Genomic DNA, 23,093 nt, shown 5'->3' with positions numbered 1-23,093 from the left:
TCCGGGCGATGCTCGGCGACGACGCGGCGGCGCTGCTGGAGGCGTGCGGCATCGAGGACGTGCCCATCGGCGAGCTCGACCTGACGCCGGGGCTCATCGCGCGGGCGCGCGAGGAGAGGGGCGATGCCCCGCTGTCCTAGCCTAAGGGAAAACGGAATAGACTGACCGACCGTTCGGCTGAGTCTGGGAAGAGGCGCCGGGCGGCGGGCGGAGCATGGCCGCCGGACCCATCGAAACACATCTCCACCGTTCCTTCAACTGGGAAAACGGCGCCCCCGGGCCCCAGGAGGGGCCGCGGGGGCGTTCGGCTAACTGCGGGAATGGCCTATTTGCTCAATGTGTTCGGCTGAGATCGGAAATCAACCAAATTTACAAAAGCGACTCATAGAATTATTTCCTCCCGTTAAATAATAGATAACTATTAAAAATAGACAATACTTGCTCATAAGTAACGGTACTTAAATTGTTTACTTTGGCGTGTTTCATTGCTTGATGAAACTGATTTTTAGTAAACAGTTGACGATATTCTCGATTGACCCATTTTGAAACAAAGTACGTATATAGCTTCCAATATTTATCTGGAACATCTGTGGTATGGCGGGTAAGTTTTATTAAGACACTGTTTACTTTTGGTTTAGGATGAAAGCATTCCGCTGGCAGCTTAAGCAATTGCTGAATCGAGACTTGAGTGTGCAAGAGCAACCCTAGTGTTCGGTGAATATCCAAGGTACGCTTGTAGAATCCTTCTTCAACAATCAGATAGATGTCAGACGCATGGCTTTCAAAAACCACTTTTTTAATAATTTGTGTGCTTAAATTGTAAGGAATACTCCCAACAATTTTATACCTCTGTTTGTTAGGGAATTGAAACTGTAGAATATCTTGGTGAATTAAAGTGACACGAGTATTCAGTTTTAATTTTTCTGACGATAAGTTGAATAGATGACTGTCTAATTCAATAGACGTTACCTGTTTACTTATTTTAGCCAGTTTCGTCGTTAAATGCCCTTTACCTGTTCCAATTTCGTAAACGGTATCGGTTTCTTTTAAATTCAATTGTTTTATTATTTGGTTGAGTACTTTTTCACTCGTTAAAAAGTTTTAAGAATATTTTATATTTTTGTTCATGTATTGCCCCTTTACTCAAATAATGATAAAAGTCATCTGTGTGCATATGCACAGACTTTTCCAAATCTGATTCTTTTGCAACAACAGATGCCGTTGTAGTTTTTCCTGTCCCCGGCGCACCTGTGATTACAATAATTCTACCTTGATTCATCTATATTTTACCTCCACAAATTCCCGATTTGTCGTTCTGTTTAGTCCCCAAAGAACCTACTAAACCAGCTACGCTTTTGAACCGGTTCTGTCTCACGCTCCGGCTGATCGGCTCCGGACTTGCCGGAAAGAAGCTGCTGATGCATTGTCCCAGCATGGAGAGCCTGGGCCGCTGCCGCAGTCTGCTGTGCCGTCACCAACGCCGAGCTGACCTCCGCCAACCTTGCGTTCAGTTCCTCGATCTGCTTGTCCTTTACAGCAAGTTGCTCGCTTTTCCGGTCTAATTCTCCCTGCAGCATAGCGATCAAAGTGGTTTCGCAAGTTTCGCAACTTGCTTTCGCCTGTTGCGAAACTTGCTTTCGTTCAACACCTAAATAATGCTGATATATGGCGGTTTTTTGACTTTCGCTGATTGCGAAACTTCCTTTCGCATCTTTCGCAACATGGTTTCGCCTACACCATGCACGAACTGCCTGTTCCGACACGCCACATTCTATTGCAATTTCCGTTATTACACCCGCCAAATATCATCACCACTCTTTCATCCGGAGTTAATCTCAAAACAAATCGCTATGAGATCCCGTCCTTATCAATTTCAAAATCAAAGTCTGCCGAACAACTTTATAGACCAACAGCCAGTCCGGCTCGATGTGACATTCTCTCATGTCCTTATAATTTCTGGAATTAGTGAGAGCATGATCTCGATACGCCTCCGGCAACGGCTGCTCGTTACACAACAGCGTGATCACTTCCTCCAACTTCTTCGGATCGCAGCCTCTCTTGATCGCAAGCTTGTAATCTCGTTTGAACTGCCCCGAAAACTCCGGCTTAAGCATTCAGCGCCTCCATCAGATCTGCAACGCTATCAAACGGACCATACATATCCTCTCCCTTTTCTGCCGCCTCCATCGCCGCATAGGTAACAGCATTCGGCTCGTCAACCTTGACTTCAAAGGGAAGTCCATGACACCTAAGTGCCTGTCGATAAAAAATACCCGTTGCCGTACTCAAATCCATTCCGAGGGACTTAAAGAGAGCTGCCGCCTGTGCTTTCAGCTCCGGCTCCATTCTTATCGTCATATTTCCTTTAGCCATAATAGCACTCCTTTCCTCGTCATTTTTAGCTTGCACTAATATTATATTCAATATTCGTGACATTTGCAAGTGCATTGCAAATGTTTTTTTGCAACTTTTCTATGAACAGTGCTTTCTATATGCTAACACCGCAGCGTGTACATTTAGGGGGTGAAAAAGCCTTATTTCGCGCGCCCGATGCCCGGCGATAGCCCAACAGCCCGCCAAAACAAAGCGCCCTAAACGGTAGGTTCAATCCCCAGGTGCTCAAAGGTGCGCAGGGTTGCCTGACGGCCCTGCGGCGTACGAATCATCAACCCGCACTGCAGCAGATAGGGCTCATAGACATCCTCGAGCGTTCCCGGGTCCTCGCCCACAGCGCTGGCAAGCGTTGTCAGGCCCACGGCACGTCCGGAGAACGTCTTAGCGAGTGTCTCCAAAATGCGAATATCCATCCAGTCCAGACCAAGCTCATCGATCTCGAAGAACTCGAGCGCCTGACGGCAAATACCAAGCTCAATGGGACCGTTGCCACGCACCTGCGCATAGTCGCGCACGCGCTTGAGCAAACGGTTAGCCAAGCGCGGCGTGCCACGCGAGCGCGAGCCGATCTCGAGCGCGCTCGGATGGTCTATTGTCACACCCAGGATGGACGCCGAGCGCGTCACAATCTGCGCGAGTTCTTCGACCGTGTAGTAATCCAGGCGATATGAAATGCCAAAGCGATCGCGCAGCGGGCCAGTCAGCATACCTGAGCGGGTCGTTGCTGCTACCAGCGTAAACTTGGGGATATCCAGGCGAATCGAGCGCGCCGCCGGACCCTTGCCAATCACGATATCGAGGGCAAAGTCCTCCATCGCGGGGTACAGGACTTCCTCGACCGAACGGTTGAGGCGGTGGATCTCGTCGATAAACAGCACATCACCCGGCTGCAAGTTAGTAAGGATGGCCGCCAGGTCGCCCGTGCGCGCGATGGCGGGGCCACTCGTGGTCTTGATCTGAGCGCCCAGCTCGTTGGCGATAACCGTAGCCAGCGTGGTCTTGCCCAGACCCGGAGGGCCCGAGAAGATCACGTGGTCGAGCGTCTCGCCACGGCTCTGCGCCGCTTCGATCAACACGCGCAGGCTCTGCTTGATATGCTCCTGGCCGCAGTAATCGTCCAGGCGCTGGGGGCGCAAAGTGCGATCGACATCGAGGTCCTCGGCCGTCAGCTCCGAGCCCACCATGCGCTCGCCGTGCGCCATGGATGCCGCCGGCGAGTTGCCGGGCGTCGCCCACAGGTCCTGAGAGTCATCGGCTTCCCACATCACGCATCCATTCCGAGTCGCTTAAGCGCCGCGCCGAGCAAATCCTCGACACGCATATCCTGCCCATCATACCCGCTCAGGGCAACATCGGTCTCCTGCGGGCTAAAGCCCATGGAAAGGAGCGCCGCACGGGCGTCATCGATGGCTGAGGGAGCGGCAGCGGGCACGGGCATCGCAACCTGGCCGGGAATCACGTCGACCGGCACAAAGCCCTTGTCCTTGGCAAAGGTGCTCTTGAGCTCCAGGATCAGACGCTGAGCTGTCTTTTTGCCCACACCGGGCACCTTGGCCATGCCCTTGTCGTCCTCGGCCATCACCAGCGAGCACAATTGCCCCACGGTATAGGTGGAAAGCACGGCGAGCGCCAAGCGCGGGCCAACGCCCGAGACAGACACGAGCCGATCGAACATCGTGCGCTCATCCTTAGAGGAAAAACCGAAAAGTGTCATGGCGTCCTCGCGCACCTGCATACGCGTGTAGAGGCGGACCTCGCCGCCGGGCGTCGGCAACGTGGCCGCAGTGCTGCCCGAGATGCCGAGCTCAAAGCCAACGCCCGACACATCGACGACAGCAGAGCTCATCGTGGCCTCGACAAGCGTTCCGTGGAGCTGGGAGATCATCAGTATCCGGTTCCTCTCTGTTGATAGAACTCGCCGCCGGTAAGCGCCCGGGTACGGCTGAGGTTAACGTGGCAGATGGCGCAGGCCAGGGCATCGGCGGCATGGTCGGGATGCGGGTCGTGATCGAGCTGCGTGAGCGTGCGCACCATGTAGGCGACCTGCCGCTTATCTGCGGCACCGGTACCCACCACAGCCTGCTTGATCTGCATAGGCGTGTACTCGCCGATCTCGAGCGCGCACTCCGAAAGCGCCACGAGCGCGGCACCGCGGGCATGTGCCGTGGGGATTGCCGAGCGGACATTAGCGCCAAAGTAGATGCTCTCGATGGCAGCGGTATCGGGTCGATAACGCTCCACGACACCCTTGAGGTCGCGGGCGATATGCGACAGGCGCACCGCGAGCGGACTGCCTGCGCTGGTCTCGATGCAGCCATAGGCACGGCAGCGAACCTCGCCACGCCGCTCCTCGATAATCCCCCAACCCGTATGAGCCAAACCGGGGTCGATGCCCAAAATAACCAAGCCAACCTCCCCTCGTCTTTTACCAAGCGCAAGGCAAGGCCCCGCGCACTACTCACGAACGTCTGTTCTAGAATAACACAACGGGGTCAAGATGCTTAGTTGAAGTATCGGGGTTGAGAGCGAATCCCATCCCCAGTTTAGTTCTGCGAGAAGAATGGGAACTGTCGGGGATTAACCGGCGGATGCGGCATCGGGCCACCCTGAGGACCACCTTGCGGTCCGCCCTGGCCGCCCATCATCTTATCGATGGCGTCCTGAACCTCGCCCTCGAACTTTTTCATTCCCTCGTGTAAACGACGCTGACCGTCTTCAGAGCGCAACTCCTCCATTTGTTCGGGCGAAATACCCAGTAGCTCGCCCAGCACGCCCATCATCTCGTTTCGCACGCGCTCGCTCGTATCCTCGTCAGCAAAACGGCGCACCTCGGCGCGCGCCAGCGAATCGACCGTCATACGCTCCTTGCCGTTAAGCCCCAGGTCGGACCACGCGAGCATGTACGGCCAGGAGCGCTCGGCAAACGAACGGGACGAAACGATCGGCGCCGTCGGCAACATGCGGCGGGCAGCCTCACCCTGTCGAACGAGCATCAGCAGCAGCGAGCAGGCCTCAGGCTTGCCAGCGGCCATCGGGATGTCGTCGAAAGATCGATTGCGGTCCACGTGCGCCTCAAGCGCGCCATCGATCTCACCCGGCTCGAGCCCGCCGAGCAGCTGTGCCGCGCGGTCGAGCATATCGACCGGACCGTCGAGCGTCGAGAGCGCCTGCGCCAGCACTCGCTCCATACAATCTTCCACCGCGTTGAGCGTCACGAGCTCTTGGGGTACCACGGCAGACGTGCGATTGCGCACACGCGCCACAAACTCAAGCGTCGACAGGTACACATCGCCAAAGGGCGCGTAATCGCCCTGGTAGCCGCCGCAAAGCGCCGGCGCCGCCAGCGCGTACTCGGTTTTGGACAGCGGGCTCAGCGCCATCGCACCCAGCTCGAGCGCCGTGTCCTCCAGCATGAGGCCCAGCGTGCGCGAGCGCAGGCGCTCTGCATCGCCCGCCGACACGTCGCGATCGAGCACACGCGCCGCATCCGGTGCATCGCGCTCGACGGTGCGAATGTGCAGACGCTCGGCGATGGCGCGGACGGCGGCACAGCGGGCAGCCTCGGCCTCTTCCTGCGCCGGCGTAAAGATACGGTTGCGCCCCAGCACCAGGCCAATCACATTACGCGGGCCCAGAGCGTCGACGGCCAGCGCCGCCAGCAGGGACGACGGCAAGTCGCCCTCGAGTGCCACCACGGCGCGCGACGCACCGTGGGCCCGGGCGTTGTCGCGCACGGCGAGCACCAGTGCCTGCCACAGCCACTCCTCGGAACGGAACTCGGTCAGTTCGTGATCTTCCAGGGCATCGAGCATCACGCCGCGCTGAATCTCCTGAACCAGCAGGCTCTCCTCAAAACACGGCGCTTGGGCCACCACGCGACCGCAGTCGTCGAGCACAAACGAACCGCCGGTATACACCGACTCGTCATAGGCACCGACCGGCGCCATACAGGCAAACCACACGCTGCGCTTGGATGCGATCTTGCGGTAGGCGCCGCTGCGAACGGCGGCAATGGCGGCAGTCTCGCGGTCGGTCATGTCAAACGCATTGAATTGGAAATACGCAATGAGGTCAACACCGGTCGGCAACATCTCGAGCTCGCGGTCCAAGTCAAAAATCACGGCGATGCGCACGCCATCCACGTCGAACACCGGCGGCGCCCAACGCGTGTCGTTGTTCTCGCCACGCTGCAGGGCAATGCTCGAACGCGCCGGCACCACATGACCGTCCTTGAGCATCATGTAGTCGAGTAGCGGCTGGCCCTCAAACGAAACCGCCGCGGGCACGATGCAGATCATGTCAAGCTCCTGGATGCGCTCGGCGACACCAGTCAAGCCGGCAAGCATGTCGTGCTCAAAGTCGGCAGCGCCCACCAGGCCACCGGGCATGGCGCCCATAAAGAGCGGAGCCGGAACGCACAGCACGCGCGCCCCGCGCTCGTGGGCCAGACGAGCCTGGTCCTCGATGCGGCCGCAAATGCCCTCAATATCACCCAGGCGCATATCGATCTGTGCAAGCGCGAGCTTCATGGCTCAGCCCTTTCCGTCGTTAACCATCGAAATCGTAGTAAAAGCGCCGGCCGCATGATGCAGTCGGCGCTCGCATGTGCATATGCTAGCTATGATACCCCGAGCGGGGGCGCGCTCCTAGAACGTCGCGGACCACAGCCCGTGCAGGTTGCAGTAGGCATAGACGGTACCGGTCTTGGAACCGCCGGCAAAAAACGTCGCGGGCTTCATGCCGGGCTCAAGGTAATGGACCTCTAAGCGGCCCTCGGCCTCAAGGGCGATCCACTCAATATAGTGCTCGGGCAGGCTGGGGTGCTCGACCGAGCCAACGCATGCGCGAATCACGTGACCGTCGCGCTCGGTCTCGACAACAGGCACGTGCTTCTCGTGCGCCGCGTCCTCAGTGTTTGCGGTCAGTTCCGTGCAACCGGCAGGGGTTGCAGCGTCGTTGCCAAGGGCGGCAATGAGCTTACCGTCGGGGTCCTTAAAGAATTTCGCCATGATGTTCTCCTTTGCTGACGTGCCAATGTTCTTAATGGTTCTTATGCCCAAAGGCAGACAAACCATCCACGGCATTGCAAATGAACACATAACGGATCAGGCAAGCGGTCGGGCCAAAATGCGTCGACCGTCCTGCCCACTCCAGCAGTCCCACCCCGCGCGCGGCTAGCGACCGTCACCGCCGAGCAGTGCCAGAACATCCTCGCGCGTGAACAGCGCCGACGAGATGCCGTCGCCGCCAAGCACGCTGTTGACCAGGTCGCGCTTGGACTCCTGCATCTGCATAATGCGTTCCTCGATCGTGTCCTTGGCGATGAGCTTGTACACGGTCACGGTATGTTGCTGGCCAATACGATGCGCGCGGTCGGTCGCTTGGTCCTGCGCCGCCACGTTCCACCACGGGTCGTAGTGAATGACCACGTCGGCCGCCGTCAGGTTGAGGCCCACGCCGCCCGCCTTGAGCGAAATCAAAAAGACCGGAACCTCGCCCGCTTGGAACTGCGCGACCATCTTGGCGCGGCTCTCCTTAGACGAAGCGCCCGTGAGCTTAAGGAAGGCGATGTCCTCCTTGGCCAAGCGCTTGCCGATGATATCGAGCATGCCCGTAAACTGGCTGAACAACAGGATGCGATGCCCGCCGTCGAGTGCGCCGTGCACGAGCTCCATGCACGTATCGAGCTTGGCGCTCCCCGCCTTGTAATCCTCGTAGTGTAGACGCGGGTCGCAGCAGATCTGGCGCAGCTTGGTGAGCTCGGCGAGCACTTTGAGCTTGTCTTTTTTAAACTCGGATGCCTCGCGGTGCTGCACCTGCTGGGCGATGCGGTCCTGGTTGGCCAGGTAGAGCTTGCGCTGCTCGCCGGTGAGCTGTGCCATGACGGTGTCCTCGATCTTTTCGGGTAGATCGGCCACCACGTCTTCCTTTACGCGGCGTAGCACAAACGGCGACACGAGCGCCTGCAGGCGAGCGGCACTGTCACCCTCGGCGTGCTCGACCGGGCTCTCAAAGCGCTTGGCAAACGACTCGCGCGTCCCCAAAAGGCCCGGCATCAAAAAGTCGAAGATGCTCCAGAGCTCGGACAGGCGGTTTTCGATGGGCGTGCCCGTCAGGGCAAAGCGCACGCCGGCAGGCAGGCGCTTGGCGGCGCGCGCCACCTGCGTGAGCGGATTTTTAATGTAGTGGGCCTCATCGAGCACCACGCGGGTAAAATCCTGCTCGACGTACTCGTCGATATCGCGGCGCATAAGGTCATACGACGTCACGACCACGTTATGCTCGGCCACGCCGGCAATCTGTACGCGGCGTTGAGCCTTGGCGCCCACAATGGCGCACACATCGAGCGACGGGGCAAAGCGCTCCAGCTCGGCAGTCCAGTTGTACACGAGTGAGGCCGGGCATACCACGAGCGTGGGCTTGGTGTCCCCCGCCTCCACGCGCGCCAGAATATGCGCAATCATCTGGAGCGTTTTGCCCAGGCCCATGTCGTCGGCCAAGATGCCGCCAAGGCCCAGGTGTTCGAGCGAGCCGAGCCACTGGTATCCGTCGACCTGGTAGCCGCGCATCGTTGCCTTGAGCGATGCCGGCACCGTAAAGTCCATCTTGCCGAGCGTGTCCAGGCGCTCGACGGTACGGCGGAACGCAGCGTCGCGATCGGCCTCGAGCGCCGGCGTGCGTGCGAGCATGCTGTCGACGAACAGGGTGCTCGACGCGGGAAGCGACACGCCGTCGAGCAGGTCGACGGCATCGACACCCAGGTCCTCGGCAAGGCCAAACGCGGCGCGCGCCCCCTCGTCCAGGCGAATGATGTCGCCGGACGTAAGGCGCGCAAACGTTTGATGGCGCTTGTACGAATCGAGATAGACGGCAAGGTCCGCGGCCGAAAGCGCGCTCGCGCCCAGCTCGACATCGAGCAGATTGCTCTTGACGGTCGCACGAACCGAGAGCTTGGGCGCGGGGCGCACCGAAATCTGGCGCAGACGGTCGCTGAGCATGACCTCACCCAGCTCGGACAGGGCGGACAGACCCTCGGTCAGCAGGCAGAACAAGCTCTCATCATCGCGCTCCTCAAACGCCAGACCGCCCTCGTAGAAATCGAAGTACAGGGCCGCCGTATCCATAACGCGAAACTCCGCCACCTCGTCGCGGGGCGGCACGCCGGGGCGCTGCTCTTCAAAGGGACTGCCCGGAGCGCCCAGGCTAAAGAGATCCGCCGACCAGTCGCCGTAGGTAACCGTAATCTTGCAGGTCACGAGCCCATCGTCGACGCCGATTGCCATGGCAAAGCTCGGCTCGGGCGCCACGGTATCGAGCGCGGCGGGCGCGGTGAGGTCGGTATAGTCGCGCAAAATGGGCAGCGCCATACGGCAGAACTCACCCACCTGCTCGGCGGCAATATGGGCGGGCGTGCGGCACGGCAGCAAGCGCGACAAAAAAGGTGCGGCATGCTGAGCAAATGCAGCGTCGGTACGGCGCGCGCGGCGCGTGTCAACCAAGTAGGCGGCATCGCCCGACGCAAAGCAGTACATATCGGCGGGCAGGCGCAGGTCATAGCTACCACCAGCCGCCGGCGCGATTTTGGCGGCAAGAAGTGGTGGGCGCTTAGCGGACGCCTCGTCCTCCCCTTGCGGAGACAGCTCAACCGCCACGTCGTAGGTGCGATGCGTCGTCATCCCCCGCGACCAGGCGGGCTCAAAGGAGATGGTCTGGCCGCGCAGCAGGTCCAGCACATATACGATGCTATGCTCGGACAGCGGCAACTGACGCTCGGCAACAAAACCGCTGCGGGCAAAGTCGTACGACGCCGAACGCGAGCTTGTGATGTCATCGAGATAGGCAACTGTCGTCACAACAAGGTTGAGCAGCTTTGTCGATGTTTCGTCAAAGGCCTCAGATGAATGGACAAACGTGAGCTTCTTGCCATAGGAGAACGTGCCGCCGCGCACGTAGGCATCGGCCATGCCGTCGATGTCCTTGACCACGTAGGAGACCGATCCACAGCGAATGCGGAACTCGAGCGCCCAGCTAAAGCGGTCAGCGAACAGCGGATTGTAGTACGGCACCAACGAGGGCTCCAACGCCGCTTTGGGGGCGTCGGGATCAACGGCACCGGCAAGTTTGCGGCGCATGCTCGCCAGCTCATCCATGCGCGCGTCCGAAAGATCGGAAAGCGCCGCCACAAGGCTCGGGCTCGTGGGGACGGGCGCCGGGAAGGGAAAGTTGGGGTTGACGGCCGGCGCGGCGGACGCGGCGCGCGCGGGCTGTTTCGGCTGCGCCGTAAACGTGCGAACCGGCGTGCGCAGCCCCTCAACAGGCTCAATGCCGCTGGTGTCCAGGTACGCCAGAGCCGTGGCAATAGCGTGCTTGCACATACCGGGGTAACGATAGGCGGCGGGGCAATCGCAGTCGTAGTCGATCACCTCGTGCTCGTCCATGTCGAGCGCCACGTGCGTCTTGTACAGGTCGCCACGCGAACCGCGCACCGAGCCCTCAACCGTCACGTTTTTGGAGAAGCGCGAGCCGCTGTCCTCGATCGACAGCACGGCGCCGTTGAGCATGAGCGAACGCCCCTTCATAAAGGTGCCGCTCAACGCCGCCTCTTTGCGAAGCGCCTGCGCAAACGTCCCCTGCGCCATCACTTCCTCCAATCTCACCCGGGGTAGCTTAGATCACCGTCACGCGACCCTGGTTACCCACAATGGCCTTGGCCTCGGCCAGCAGCGGAATCGAACGCGCGTTGACCTTGGCAGGTACCTCGGCACGCAGCACGCGCCCGTCCACCTGCTCGATAAAGATCTCCACGCGGTCGCCGCCCGGGTTAGCGGTGAGCACCGTGGCCAGGCGCGCCATATTGCCCTGGCTAAAGCGGCTGTTGGGCACCATGACCTCAAACACCTTGGGCTTGTTGTTCTCCTCGTTAAGCTCGAGCGGCACGATCTCCTGCGCGATGATCTGGTCGCCGCGGTCCGAGCGCTCGAGTTTGCCCTTAATGCGCACAAAGGCATCGGACAGCTGCGCGCCGGTCTCGGGATCGACCTCGCCGTACAGGTACCCCTCGGCCTCCTTGTAGGTCTTGGGGAACACCACGACCGTGGCCTCGCCTTCCATGTCCTCGAGCTGCACGATGCCCATGGGGTCACCGTTTTTGGTCACGCGCTTGGACACGCTCGAGACCATGCCGGCCCACCACAGCGCCTTGCCCTCGGGAATTTCCTGGTTGATGGTGCCGCCCGTAGGATTCTGAACTTCGTAGCCGGTGTCGATCTGCGAGAACGAGAAGTCACGCGCCTTGGCTAGTGCATACTCAAACGGGCGCAGCGGGTGGTCCGAGACATAGATGCCCAGAACCTCCTTCTCCTGACTCAACTTAAGGTGGCGGTCCCATTCCTGGCCATCCGGATCGGGCACGCTCACCTCAAAGCCCGAGCCCTCAACGTCGCCAAACATATCGAAGAACGACGTCTGGCCGCTCGCGCGATCCTTCTGGCGCTTTACCGCGGCATCGATGATGTTCTCGGGGTTGTTCTTGTCCACAAAGTGCATCATCTGGCGACGCGGATACCCCGTGGAGTCGAAGGCGCCTGCCTTGATGAGCGATTCGATCACGCGGCGGTTGGCCTGGCTCGAGTCCACGCGCTCGACAAAATCGTGCAGCGTCTTAAACGGACCGCCCGCCTCGCGCTCGGCGATAATCGCCTGCGCCACGCCGGTGCCCACGCCGCGGATGCCGGCCAGACCAAAGCGCACGCCCTCCTTGGTAGCCGTGAACTCGGTACCGGACTCATTGACATCTGGCGAAAGCACGGGGATGCCGTCGTGACGGCACGCCGAGACGTAATGAACGATCTTGTCGGTCTTGCCCGTGTAGGACGTCAGAACGGCCGCCATGTACTCGTGCGGATAGTGCGCCTTGAGCCACGCCGTCTGCATAACCAGGATGGCGTAGCCGGCGGAGTGCGACTTGTTAAAGGCGTAAGATGCGAACTCGAGAACATCGTCCCAAATCTTCTGGGCGACCTCGCGCGTGTAGTTGTTCTTGATAGCGCCGTTCATCCAGTGGTCGTAGGTGGTCTCGTCCGAGCCATCCTCCCAGTGCAGCACCGTCGACGTGAGCAGCTTGATCTTTTTCTTAGCCACGGGTTTACGGATACGCGAGTCCGATTCGCCCTTGGAGAAGCCACACATCTCGACGGAGATGAGCATAACCTGCTCCTGGTAGACCATGGTGCCGTAGGTTTCGCCCAGGATGTCGTCCAGGCGGTCGTCGTAGGAAACCGCCGGTTCCTTGCCGTTCATACGGTTGATGTAGGACGAGACCATGCCGGCGCCCAGCGGGCCCGGGCGGTACAGAGCGATCAATGCCACGACGTGTTTGTACTCGGTGGGCTTCATGTTCTTGATCGTGGCCGTCATGCCGGCGGACTCGACCTGGAAGACGCCGGCGGTGTGGCCGGAGCCCATGAGCTTAAAGATCTCGGGATCGTCAAAGGGAATCTCTTCCTCTTTGATGTCGATGCCAAAGTTCTTTTTGATGTTTGCCTTGGCCTTGGAGATAACCGTCAGCGTGCGCAGGCCCAGGAAGTCCATCTTGAGCAGGCCCATGTCGGCGACGGTATGGCCCTCGTACTGGGTAATCTCGACGCCGCCCTTGGTATCGAGCTTGGTGGGCACGTGCTCGTTGACGGGGTCGCGGCAGATCAGAACGGCGCACGCGTGCACGCCCTCGCCACGGGTGAGGCCCTCGATTGAGAGCGCCGTGTCGATGATGCGGCGGGCGTCGTCGTCCTTTTTATATGCCTCGGCAAAATCGGGGTTAAACAGGTCCTCTTTGCCGGGTTGCTTTTCGAGCACCTGCTTGAGCTTGACCTTGGGGTCGCTCGAGACCATCTTGGACAGACGCTGGCCCATGTAGACCGGGTAGTCCAGGACGCGAGCGGCGTCGTTGATGGCCTGCTTGGCCTTAATGGTCGAGTAGGTGATGACGTGGGTGACCTTCTCGGGGCCGTAGAGCTGGCGAACGTGCTCCACGACCTCGAGGCGCCGCTCATCGTCGAAGTCCATATCGATATCGGGCATCTCGGTACGCTGCGGGGACAGGAACCTCTCGAACATCAGGCCGTTCTCGAGCGGATCGAACGCGGTGATGTTCATGGCGTAGGCGACGATAGCGCCGGCAGCCGAGCCACGGCCGGGGCCGACGCCGATGCCGTTGTCTTTGGCCCATTGCACGTACTCGGCAACAATCAAAAAGTAGGCGGCAAAGCCCTTGTCGCAGATGACTTTGTATTCGTACTCAAAGCGCTCTTTGATGTTGACGCCACCGATCTCGCGCGTGGCCCAGTCGTCACCGTAGTGCTGGCGCAGGCCCTTCTCGCACTCGCGGCGGAACTGACTCTCGTGCGTCTCGCCGGGGTCGAGCAACGGGAAGCGCGGCAGGATGATGGAGTCCCAGTCCAGCTCGACGTAGCACTTGTCGGCGATCTCGAGCGTGTTGTCGCAGGCCTCGGGGCAATACGGGAACATCGCCCGCATCTCCTCCTCGGTCTTCATGTAAAACTCCGAGCCAGTCATGCGCATGCGGTTGGGGTCGTCGACCTTGGCGTTCATGCCGATGCACATGATGACGTCCTGCACGGGAGCGTCCTCGCGGCGCAGGTAGTGGAAGTCGTTGGTGGCGATGACCTTGACGCCTACCTGCTTGGCGATGTCGATGAGCGTGCGGTCCATCTGCTCATCGGTCAGGCCGTTGTCGGTGGTGATGCCGTGTTCCTGGATCTCGATATAAAAGTCGCCGGGTTCGAAGGTATCGCGGAAGGTCTCGGCCCACTTGATGGCGCCCTCCATGTCACCGCGGTCGATGTATTTGGGAATGATGCCCGCGATGCAGGCGCTCGTGCAGATCATGCCCTTGGCATGGCGGCGCAGGTTGTCGAGCGTCACGCGGGGCTTGTAGTAAAAGCCCTGCACGGCGGCCTCGGAAACCGTCTGCATCAGGTTGACGTAGCCCTCCTGGTCCTTGGCCAGGAGGATCATGTGGTAGAGCTCGGGCTTATGGTCGCGGGCAAGGGTCTCGTCCGGCGTAAAGTAGACCTCGCAGCCAAAGATGGGCTTGATGACCAGGGGCGGCTTGAGCTCGTCGATATTGCCCTTCTCGTCCCACATAGCCATGTCCTTAACGTACTGGGCATGCTCGCGCGGGTTTTCCTCGGGGTCGGGCTCCACCAGCTCGTCGCGGCGGTCCTTTTCCAAGAAGGCCTTGTCGTGGCTCCAGGTTTTGTACTCGGGCGTGTTGTGGTTAACGGCGTCGCAGGCCAGCGCCAAGTCGGGCACGCCATACATGTAGCCGTGATCGGTAATGGCCACGGCAGGCATGCCAAGCTCAACGGCACGGTTGACCATATCCTGGATACGGGTTGCGCCGTCGAGCATGGAGAAAACAGTGTGATTGTGCAGATGGACGAATGCCATGTGATGAGCTCCGATGCGGGTTCGTGTTCTGACTGAACGATTTTACCGCACGGCGCGGACGGCACCCGAACCTAGCCAAACCCACACGGCTCCTCACGCAGTTGCGGTGAAATGCGGACTGTTTGGCGGCTTTTTTGGCCAAAACAGTCCGTATTCCACCGCAAGTTATTGAGGGCTAGAGGCTGTAGGTGACCACCTGAGGCTCGCACGGGTTGGCGGGGTCGACTTGCTCCACGCGGACGAACTTGACGGTCACGGCCTCAAAGCCCGCCTTGTGCAGAACATCAGCGTAAACGCGCGCCTGCAGGGCGTGCTTCTCCTGCAGCTGTTCCGGCGTCTCGTCCGGTGTGCCGCCCGTCTTGTAGTCGATGACCAGCGCGCGTGACGAATCCGCCGGGTTCGTCGCCAAAGCATCGATGGCGCCCTCGGCATATGCACCGTAGCGAGCGATGTCCTCGTCCTCGCAGCCCAGCGAAAAGAACGGCACCTCGGCGCGAACGCACGGCCAGGCAAGCAGCTCGGCACGGACCGCCGACTTGAGCCAGCGATCCAGGGCAACGTCGAAGCGTTCGCGCTGTTCCGGCGTCAGGCGCCACAGGCGAGCCAGGGCGTCGGCACGCTCGGCGGGCAGCGCATCGGCACCCATCTCGATCAGCCACTGGCAGGCGGCGTGGAAGGCCGAGCCCAGCGCCATGGGATTGCCGGCGGGCTCGACAGCGGCCACGTCTGCATCCGCCATCTCGGAACCATCAGACTCCGCATCATCGCCAGCCTCGTCCATGGGCACATGCGCCTCGGTGGCACGGTCCTCGGACTCGGCATGCAGCGCCGCGGCAATTGACGAGTAGCTGTACGAATCGCGCACCGGATACGGGCAGATGCCCATGCGTACGCCCACCGCTTGGGGATGCACGAGCTCGAACGCATCGGGTTCGGGGTCGGCAGGACCGGGGACGATTGTACTGGCCGAATCGTCGGCAGTATCTGTATCGACATCGCCGCGAACAAGCCTGCCCTCGGCATCCAGCGAAGCGTTGGCCTCAAACGCCTGCTCGCCAAAGGAAAAGTCCGCGAGCGAAATGAGCTCGTAGTCGCCCGGCTGGGAGTTGTCGAACACCAGGCGGTCGGCATCGAGCTGCGGCATGTCCAGAGCGTCGGTAGGCAGAATACGACGCAGCACGTCATAGGTCAGATCGGTCTCGACGTCGAAGGTCGGCGCGCACAGCTTGCCGCGGCTCACGCCGGCATCCATCGCCAAGATCACCAGCTCTCGCGCACGCGTCATGGCAACATAGAGCAAGCGGGCCCGCTCCTCGAGCGAAAGCTGCAGGTCGTCGTCGCGCAGGCGGGCAAATGCCTCGGCGGGAGAGCCCGTCGCACAGACGTCCTCCATGAGCTCTGGCGGCAGCCACAACGACGTGCCCTTGCCCTTAAACGCATGCTCAAACTGCTTTTTGACGTCGTCGCCCTTCACAAAGGTTCCGTCGGCGAGCTTAACGCCGTCGAAGCGTGCCGGCAGCGCCACGATCTGCGCTCCGCCCTCGACGCGACCCATCTGTGCCGCACCCGAGGACTTACGCACGCCAAAACACTCGGCAACCGCTACGACCGGATACTCCAGACCCTTGGACGCATGCACCGTCATGATGCGTACCGCGCCGTCGCCCTCCTCGTTGAGCGCGCCCGGGGCCTCCTTGCCCGCCAAGAAGCGGTCGAAGGCGAGCGCAATGGAGCGCGGCGAGTTGCCGAGCTCGGCCTCTGCCTCGGCCACGGCGTCGAGCGCCTTGAGCACGTTGGCGGCAATGGCCTTGCCCTCGGGACCACGCTGTGCCAGACGTACAAACCAGCCGGAGGCGTTGACCACGTCGCGCGCGATGGCGGCGAACGAATCGCGGCCCACGCGACGGAGCGCATACCGCAGCACCTCGCGGGCGCGCGTCACGAGCGGCAAGTCTTGCAAACCCGGCACATCGGAATCGCTCATGATGCCCACGTCGATGTTGCGGCGCGAGGTTTCCCCCGTCTGGTCGTCCAGCTTGGTCGCCAGCGCCAGGAACTCCTGAGCGCCGAGCGCAAACATCGGCGAGGCCAGCAGCGGCATAAGACCCTGCGCCGTATCGGCCGGGTTAGCAAGCGCGCACACCAGGGCACGCACCGTCTGCACCTCGGCTGCCTGGGCAAAGACCGAGCCGCCTGCGATCACGCAGTCGAGCCCCTGGTCGCGGAAGGCCTGCGCATAGACATCGGCGTTGGTCATGCGGCCCAGCAGCAGGACCATGCTGCCCTGGGGCTGGCCCGCTTTAACGAGTGCTTGGAATCGCTCCGCAATCGCACGAGCTTTCGCCTGCGTTCGCTCCTGCGTACTGCCACCGGCAACGAAAATCGCCTGGCGGCGCGATGCCTTCGCCTTGAGCTTGTCCTCGCGTTCGTCGCTCGGTTCAAGATCCAAGAACCCCTGCATCAAACCACCGGTGTCGCCGTCAAAGACGCGCGCCACATAGCGCAGCACCTCGTCGTGGCTGCGGAAGTTGCGTACAAGCTTGACGAGCTCGCCGGCGGGGGCATCGGACGTGGCGACCGTCTCGGACGCCGTCGTCGAACCCACCTTGCGCTCCTGGCGACGGAATACCTCGACCTCGGCACCACGGAAGCGGTAGATCGACTGCTGCGCATCGCCTACGGTGCACAGTGCGCGCTCCCCCGCGCCCGTCAGGTGACGGATCAAATCGACCTGCATCTGGTCGGTATCCTGGAACTCATCGATCATGACCATCTTAAAGCGACCCTCATAGGCCGCTCGGATGGCGGGATAATCGCGCAGCGCCTCGTACGCCATGCGCAGCAGGTCGTTGTTATCAAGCGCGGACTGGTCAGCCTTGAGCGCGCGGTATTCCGCCTCCACAGCACGAGCAAGCCCCGCCAGCGCATCGAGCGCGGGACCACCGCAGGCCAGCACGATATTGATAAACGCATCGGCAGCCTCGGCCTTGAGTAGCTCCACCTGCTCCTTAGAAAACGCCTTGCTCGCCCGAGGCATGCTGCACGACATCATGAGTCGCGCCGCATCCTCCATGGTTTTGCCGCTCGCCTCAAACGCGTCGATGGCATCGAGTGCCACCTGCGCTTTCTCGGTCGCGGCCTTGCTTGCGCCCAGCGCCGCACGATAGGCATCGGCGAGTGCCGAGGTATCGGCCTGGCCGCGCGCCACGCACACGTCGTCCATACCGCCCGGCAGCTGGCTCGAGAGCTCCAGCAGCTCACGCACCAGCCCTTTAATGGTGGTACCGGCGCCAAACGGCCCACCCTCGCCCGCCATGGGATACCAAGCGTAGAGGGCCTTAAGCGAAGCGGCGAGCTCGGGGGCGGCATCGGGCGCCGTCGCGCGGGCCAGCACATGCTCAACAGCCTGGTCCATAAGCTCGTCGGTATCGGTGAGCACCGTGAACTCGGGATCGATGCCCAGCTCCAACGCATGTGCGCGCAGGATACGCGAGCACATGCCGTGAATGGTCGAGATCCACGCATCGTCGACGGTCAGGGCTTCCTCGTCCATGCCCTCGTCGATGAGCGTGCGGCGCACACGGTCACGGATCTCGGCCGCGGCGTCTTTGGTAAAGGTAATGGCGAGCACCTGGTCCAGATGCTCAACGAACGGACCGGATTCGGGCGAGAGCGCGTAGACGATGCGGCGCGTGAGGGTAAAGGTCTTGCCCGAACCGGCACCCGCCGAGACAAACAGCGGACGGTCGAGCGTTTTGACGATCTGCAGCTGTTGCGGCATCAAAGTCGAAAGATCCATGGTCTACACGTCCCTTCTTACAAACGTTCCTTCGTGGTTATACGAGCAGCGCGCATGCGCGGCCTGAGCCGACGTCGGGTCGACGGCGGCAACGTCGCCTGCCTCGAGTTCGTGCAGGCGCTCGGCGATGCCGGCCTCCACGCGATCGAGCAGGGCGTCGAAGTCCATGCTGCCACCCTCGCCGGGAAAGCCCTTCTTAAGCCCCGGGATGCGGCCGTCGCCGCGCTCTTCCTCGAGCAGCTCGGCACTCGCGGCGCCGCGCAGCGCCGGTTTGCCGCCCTTGGTCGAAAAATAGAGCGCCGCACGGGCATCCAGATCCAGCGCCCGGCGCATGGCCTGCGCATAGATAAGCGTCTGGGTATGGGGCGGCAGCCACCGCGGGTCGTCGATGGCGGCCTCGCCCGATTCCTCGTCGCGCACCGTGGGGTCGGCGAGTTTAAACTCCTCAACGCCCGTGCGATGCTTGTAGTCGATTACCACGGCGCGATTCTCGGCATCCACATCCACGCGGTCGATGCGCCCGCCGAGCGGCCAGCCGGCATACTCGACCTGGAGCTCGTTGAACGCAAACTCCAGGTAGCGCGGCGCGAAGGGCGCGAGCGCCTCGGACTCGTAGGCAAGAACGCCCTCCAGCTGCGGCAAAATCTCGGCCACCTGGCGCTCCTCCACCGGGGAGAGCGGCACGAGCGGGCCCTCGGTACCGCGCTTGCCCGCATGCTCGGCCAAGGTCTCGTCAAAGACCTCGCGCAGCAGCTCCTTCGCGCGTGGCAGATTCATGGGTGTCACGCGCTCCATGCCCTCCTGGGGCAGACGGGCATGCAAGTGTTCCAGCACGTCGTGGACAAAGTTGCCCTTCTCCATATTGCCAAAGCCAGCGTCGATCGACTGGGGCTTCACGCGGTACGAGACGAACCAGCATAGCGGGCAGGTCGAATAGGCCTCGATCTGCGAGGCAGACGTCAGGCGCGGCACCAGCGGCGCATCCTCGCCCTCGCCATCGCGACGACGCAGGACCAAATACGGAATGGCTTCATCGCTCAGGTGCTGAGGAGCTTCGCAGGTCACGCGCTCGCGCCTAAGACCTTCGCCTGCCGCGGGATCGAAGTCCCTTACGATATCGCCCTCACCCACACACTTCGCCTTGTCGGCGCCAACGGCCTTAGCGTCGTCAGCGGCCTTGTCGGCGTCAGCGGCCTTGTCGGCGTCAGCGGCCTTAGCATCGTTAGCGGCCTCGGCATGCGCCCGCAACTCGGTCCACACGGCCGCCGGATAGCACTCGCGCGCCTGACGATCGTGGGTCACACGGGCGAGCGTAACCGGACCACGCGACGCTTGTATCGCGCGGCCAAAGCGTGCGCGCAGCAAGGCCGCAGGCTCAAGCGTCACGCCCTCGCGACCGAGGCTCGCCGTCAGCGTTGCCAGCGGGCCCTCCTCATGTGAGAGCGGATAACTGTCCAGGTCGACGTCGGCAAACAGCACGGCATCGTAGCTATCGGGGCGCAGGGCCGCCGCATCGGCAAGCGAAGTAAAGCGAACCTGGGCACGTGGCGCACGGTCAACCTCGTAGGTCTCGTAATCGTAGGCGGTGCTACGCTTGTCCACCTTGGTGCGAATGCCATCGAGCACGGGCACGGTCGCGGCCTGCGACACGTCGAGCGCGCGAGCATCGTTCATAAGGATGTCGATCGCGTGGCGCAGCAGGGCCACCTCCGCCTGGCGACGGGCCTGGCCGTCGAGACCACCAAGCGCGCGATCGGGCAGTGCCTCGGCAACGGCAAGCATGGCCTTGAGCGCCGTCACGGGCTTGTCACGCCACAGCGCCTGGAACACGTCCGAGACCACGCACGGCACGTTCTTAAACCAGTTCTCGTCGCTCGCCGCCTTGCGCGCGCCCCTCACCTGGCCTTGGACGCTCTGCAGCAGGCTCTTAACGCCCGCGGTAGTCTTGCTGCGCGAGAGACGCATATTCTTATCGAAGGTACGGGCATTGACGGCATCAGCGCCCGAAAGCGGACTGTAAATCCAGTCGGTAAGCTCCGGCGCGGGCCACCACTCAGTCTTAGAAGCTGCCCCTTCGTCGGCGGCCTTCATACGCTCGATCAGGTTGGCGAGCGCCGTGAACTGCCTGCCCGCAATGGATTGAGAAAACGCCGTGAACTCAACTGTCTCGGCAGCGATATGACGGGCCGCCAGACGAGAGGCGAGCTCACCGAACAGCTGGGGTGCCCGGGCAGAAACAACGAGCACGCGCACGGGGTCAGCGGGCGTTGCAGTAGCTTTATCGTCCTTGGACTCCTTGTGCGTTTTCACCAACGTATCGATGGCGTCCGCATAAGCATGGGCACGGGCATGGGGGCCGGCGACCTCAATAAAGGCAGGCTGAGCGGCGGTCCCGCAAGCGGCATCAGACGCGACGGCGTCCTCCCTCAGCGGCGCGGCCTCGAACAGCACACCGCGGGCATCAAATGCCGCGGCAAGCTCCTCGCGCATCGCCGCCTGCTCGCAGGCAAGCAGTACGACGACCTCCCCCCCATTGTTCGCCACGGCAGACAGCAGCTCGAGCAGGCCGTGCGTAATCGACGTGATACCGCGCACGCATACGGCGCGGGTGCACGCCGGCAGGTTATCGGCCAGGGCATCGGCCATAATGTCAGCCGCCTCGCAGGGCTCGACCATATCTCGACGGTCCAAACCACCCGCGTAGGCACGCAAAAGCTCGAACACACGAGCCTCGGCATCGCTTTTTGGCTCAGGCTGGCAATTGTTGCCACGGCATCGCTCGGCCGTCGTCCCCGCAACGCCCGGCAACACGTCGCGGGCCATGCGCGCAAGCATGCGCACTGTGCCCTGGCTGCGCGAAAGCGGCTGCAGGTCGGCATCGTCGAGACGCGTGACCATGTCCGAGAACAGCATCTGACGCTGCAGGTTGTCGACGAAACCGCGCCCGTCGCCCAAAAGCTCCCAAAGCGAGCGAAGCCACGATGTAGGCGTTTTGTAGTCAATACCCAGCGAAATCCCGGCTTCCGCCGCATCATGGCGACACAGGTCGAGCTCGGCAAACGTTGACGCCAGAAGCACGGCACGTCCATGGCGGGCAATAAGGTCGGCAAGCAACGCCGACTCGGCATCGCTCAAATCCGTGCCGGCATTGGTGGTATAGATTCGAACAGGCATGGTCCTCCGCTCAAACTGTTCGCAATAATCAATGTATCCATCCTACCCGCCCACGCGGACAGATTTGCCCCACGCCAACAGATTTGATCCCTTGGGGACGGAGGAAAACGGATCACCGAAGGGGTCAGTCTAACCCGGTGATCCGTTTTCCTCCGTCCTTAAGGGATCAAAAAACCGCCCCCGGAGGAGCGGTTTTGCACAATTCGTTTTTGGCGCGGCCTACTCGCCATCCTCCAGCTTAATGAGGATTTTGCGGTAGCCACCGTACTCGCCGTTGAGCGCCTTGGACACACGGCTCACCGTGGTGGACGAAGCGCCGGTACGCGCCTGAACCTCAACATAGGGCTCGCCCTCGTCCAGATAACGCGCGACCTGCAGACGCTGCGATAGATCGCAAATCTCGCGCGGCGTGCAGATATCGGTCAAAAACGCTTGGATATCTTTCTCGTCGTCCAAAAGGCTAAATGCGTGGACCAGCTGCTTGACATCAGGCTTGTCAAACATGTTCTCGATATTCATCGATCACCGCCAAACCCGCCAAAAGGCATCGAAGTTGATACTGACATCGGGCATCGTTCGCCCGTTCTATGCAATAGGGCAACGCCTGTGGCTTTTGCCCGTAGCAGTTTAGCACACCACCAAACTAAAGCGACAAAACTCTCTGCCAGCGGCGCGTTTTCTAGGACGAACGCCGTTTTGAAACCGAATGCGCACGCAAGCTCCACGAATATCTGAGACAATGGGCGCCCAAACAGAGCCGTGCCCGAGCATCTGTCCGAGTTGCAAAGGCATGTGCCTCTCACGCTCCCTCACCACGCCATGCGCAAGAAAGGATTCACACCATGCGCTTTATGCTCAACTGGCTTTTGACCTCAATCGCCATCGCGATCGCAACGTTTCTCGTCCCCGGCATTCAGCCCTTCGGCATGGCCGACGCCTGGGTCTGCTTTGCCTTCGTGGGACTGTTCCTCAACATCGTCGACTCGCTCGTTAAGCCGTTCCTGACGGTCATCTCGCTGCCACTCACTATTATCACGCTTGGTATTTTTCAGCTTGTGGTCAACAGCTTTATGCTCGAGCTGGCCAGCTACCTGTCGGTCAATCTGCTGGGCGCGGGTATCTCCATCGCCAGCTTTGGATCGGCGTTTATGGGCAGCATCCTGGTATCCATCATGCGCAGCATTCTCGACAGCATCGCCAGGAACTAAAGCGACCGGATACGGGCCGCCACAACACGCCAAAACGAAGGCCGTCC

At 61.1% G+C, this 23,093-nt stretch carries 15 protein-coding genes and 1 pseudogene; 1 reads left to right on the top strand and 15 read right to left on the bottom strand.

Annotation, left to right across the window (positions count from 1 at the left end; all coding sequences use genetic code 11):
• Positions 1–390: 390 nt before the first annotated feature.
• From erm to DW899_RS01250, 15 genes and pseudogenes are all read right to left on the bottom strand, one after another.
• Positions 391–1,068, bottom strand: a complete 678-nt coding sequence (erm, locus tag DW899_RS01320) for a 23S ribosomal RNA methyltransferase Erm (RefSeq protein ID WP_233539864.1) — start codon at positions 1,066–1,068, stop codon at positions 391–393.
• A 61-nt stretch (positions 1,069–1,129) separates the two neighbouring features.
• Positions 1,130–1,279, bottom strand: a pseudogene (locus tag DW899_RS01315) (zeta toxin family protein); the annotation flags it as partial.
• A 40-nt stretch (positions 1,280–1,319) separates the two neighbouring features.
• Entirely contained in the window at positions 1,320–1,802 is a 483-nt protein-coding gene (locus tag DW899_RS01310) for a hypothetical protein (protein WP_076917214.1), read from the bottom strand.
• 33 nt (positions 1,803–1,835) lie between these two features.
• A complete protein-coding gene (locus tag DW899_RS01305; protein WP_021632616.1) occupies positions 1,836–2,114 on the bottom strand; it encodes a type II toxin-antitoxin system YafQ family toxin in 279 nt (92 codons plus the stop codon).
• A complete protein-coding gene (locus DW899_RS01300) occupies positions 2,107–2,373 on the bottom strand; it encodes a type II toxin-antitoxin system RelB/DinJ family antitoxin (protein WP_033119556.1) in 267 nt (88 codons plus the stop codon). Before DW899_RS01300 ends, DW899_RS01305 begins: the two co-directional genes overlap by 8 nt.
• Before the next feature lie 218 nt (positions 2,374–2,591).
• Positions 2,592–3,659, bottom strand: coding sequence for a Holliday junction branch migration DNA helicase RuvB (gene ruvB, locus DW899_RS01295; protein ID WP_117786693.1), 1,068 nt, complete (start codon positions 3,657–3,659; stop codon positions 2,592–2,594).
• Positions 3,659–4,279, bottom strand: coding sequence for a Holliday junction branch migration protein RuvA (gene ruvA, locus DW899_RS01290; protein WP_117799743.1), 621 nt, complete (start codon positions 4,277–4,279; stop codon positions 3,659–3,661). Before ruvA ends, ruvB begins: the two co-directional genes overlap by 1 nt.
• Positions 4,279–4,800, bottom strand: coding sequence for a crossover junction endodeoxyribonuclease RuvC (gene ruvC / locus DW899_RS01285; protein ID WP_035137351.1), 522 nt, complete (start codon positions 4,798–4,800; stop codon positions 4,279–4,281). The genes ruvA and ruvC overlap by 1 nt, the downstream gene beginning before the upstream one ends.
• A gap of 137 nt (positions 4,801–4,937) precedes the next feature.
• Complete coding sequence (locus DW899_RS01280; protein ID WP_117799742.1) at positions 4,938–6,923, bottom strand: hypothetical protein; 1,986 nt, start codon at positions 6,921–6,923, stop codon at positions 4,938–4,940.
• A 117-nt stretch (positions 6,924–7,040) separates the two neighbouring features.
• Positions 7,041–7,403 carry a desulfoferrodoxin family protein gene (locus tag DW899_RS01275; protein WP_117799741.1) on the bottom strand — a complete coding sequence of 121 codons (363 nt, stop codon included), beginning with the start codon at positions 7,401–7,403 and terminating at the stop codon, positions 7,041–7,043.
• A 165-nt stretch (positions 7,404–7,568) separates the two neighbouring features.
• The gene (locus DW899_RS01270) at positions 7,569–11,033 is read right to left on the bottom strand and encodes an SNF2-related protein (RefSeq protein WP_117799740.1); all 3,465 of its coding nucleotides are present in this window, start codon (positions 11,031–11,033) and stop codon (positions 7,569–7,571) included.
• Positions 11,034–11,061: 28 nt separating this feature from the next.
• Positions 11,062–14,865 (bottom strand): DNA polymerase III subunit alpha, encoded by a 3,804-nt coding sequence (gene dnaE, locus DW899_RS01265; RefSeq protein ID WP_117716861.1) that lies wholly within the window; start codon positions 14,863–14,865, stop codon positions 11,062–11,064.
• Positions 14,866–15,040: 175 nt separating this feature from the next.
• A complete protein-coding gene (locus DW899_RS01260; protein ID WP_117583969.1) occupies positions 15,041–18,664 on the bottom strand; it encodes a UvrD-helicase domain-containing protein in 3,624 nt (1,207 codons plus the stop codon).
• A 3-nt stretch (positions 18,665–18,667) separates the two neighbouring features.
• Complete coding sequence (locus DW899_RS01255; RefSeq protein WP_117583968.1) at positions 18,668–21,838, bottom strand: PD-(D/E)XK nuclease family protein; 3,171 nt, start codon at positions 21,836–21,838, stop codon at positions 18,668–18,670.
• A 219-nt stretch (positions 21,839–22,057) separates the two neighbouring features.
• On the bottom strand, positions 22,058–22,357 hold the full coding sequence (locus tag DW899_RS01250) for a YerC/YecD family TrpR-related protein (protein WP_022094855.1): 300 nt from the start codon (positions 22,355–22,357) through the stop codon (positions 22,058–22,060).
• A gap of 323 nt (positions 22,358–22,680) precedes the next feature.
• Between DW899_RS01250 and DW899_RS01245 the strand changes: the two genes are divergently transcribed.
• Complete coding sequence (locus DW899_RS01245; RefSeq protein WP_117583967.1) at positions 22,681–23,046, top strand: phage holin family protein; 366 nt, start codon at positions 22,681–22,683, stop codon at positions 23,044–23,046.
• Positions 23,047–23,093: the final 47 nt, after the last annotated feature.

The sequence above is a fragment of the Collinsella sp. AM41-2BH genome (genome assembly GCF_003468085.1).
Lineage (GTDB): Bacteria > Actinomycetota > Coriobacteriia > Coriobacteriales > Coriobacteriaceae > Collinsella.
The sequence above is the reverse complement of the archived record's forward strand: the minus strand, read 5'-3'. Positions and strand labels throughout refer to the sequence as shown.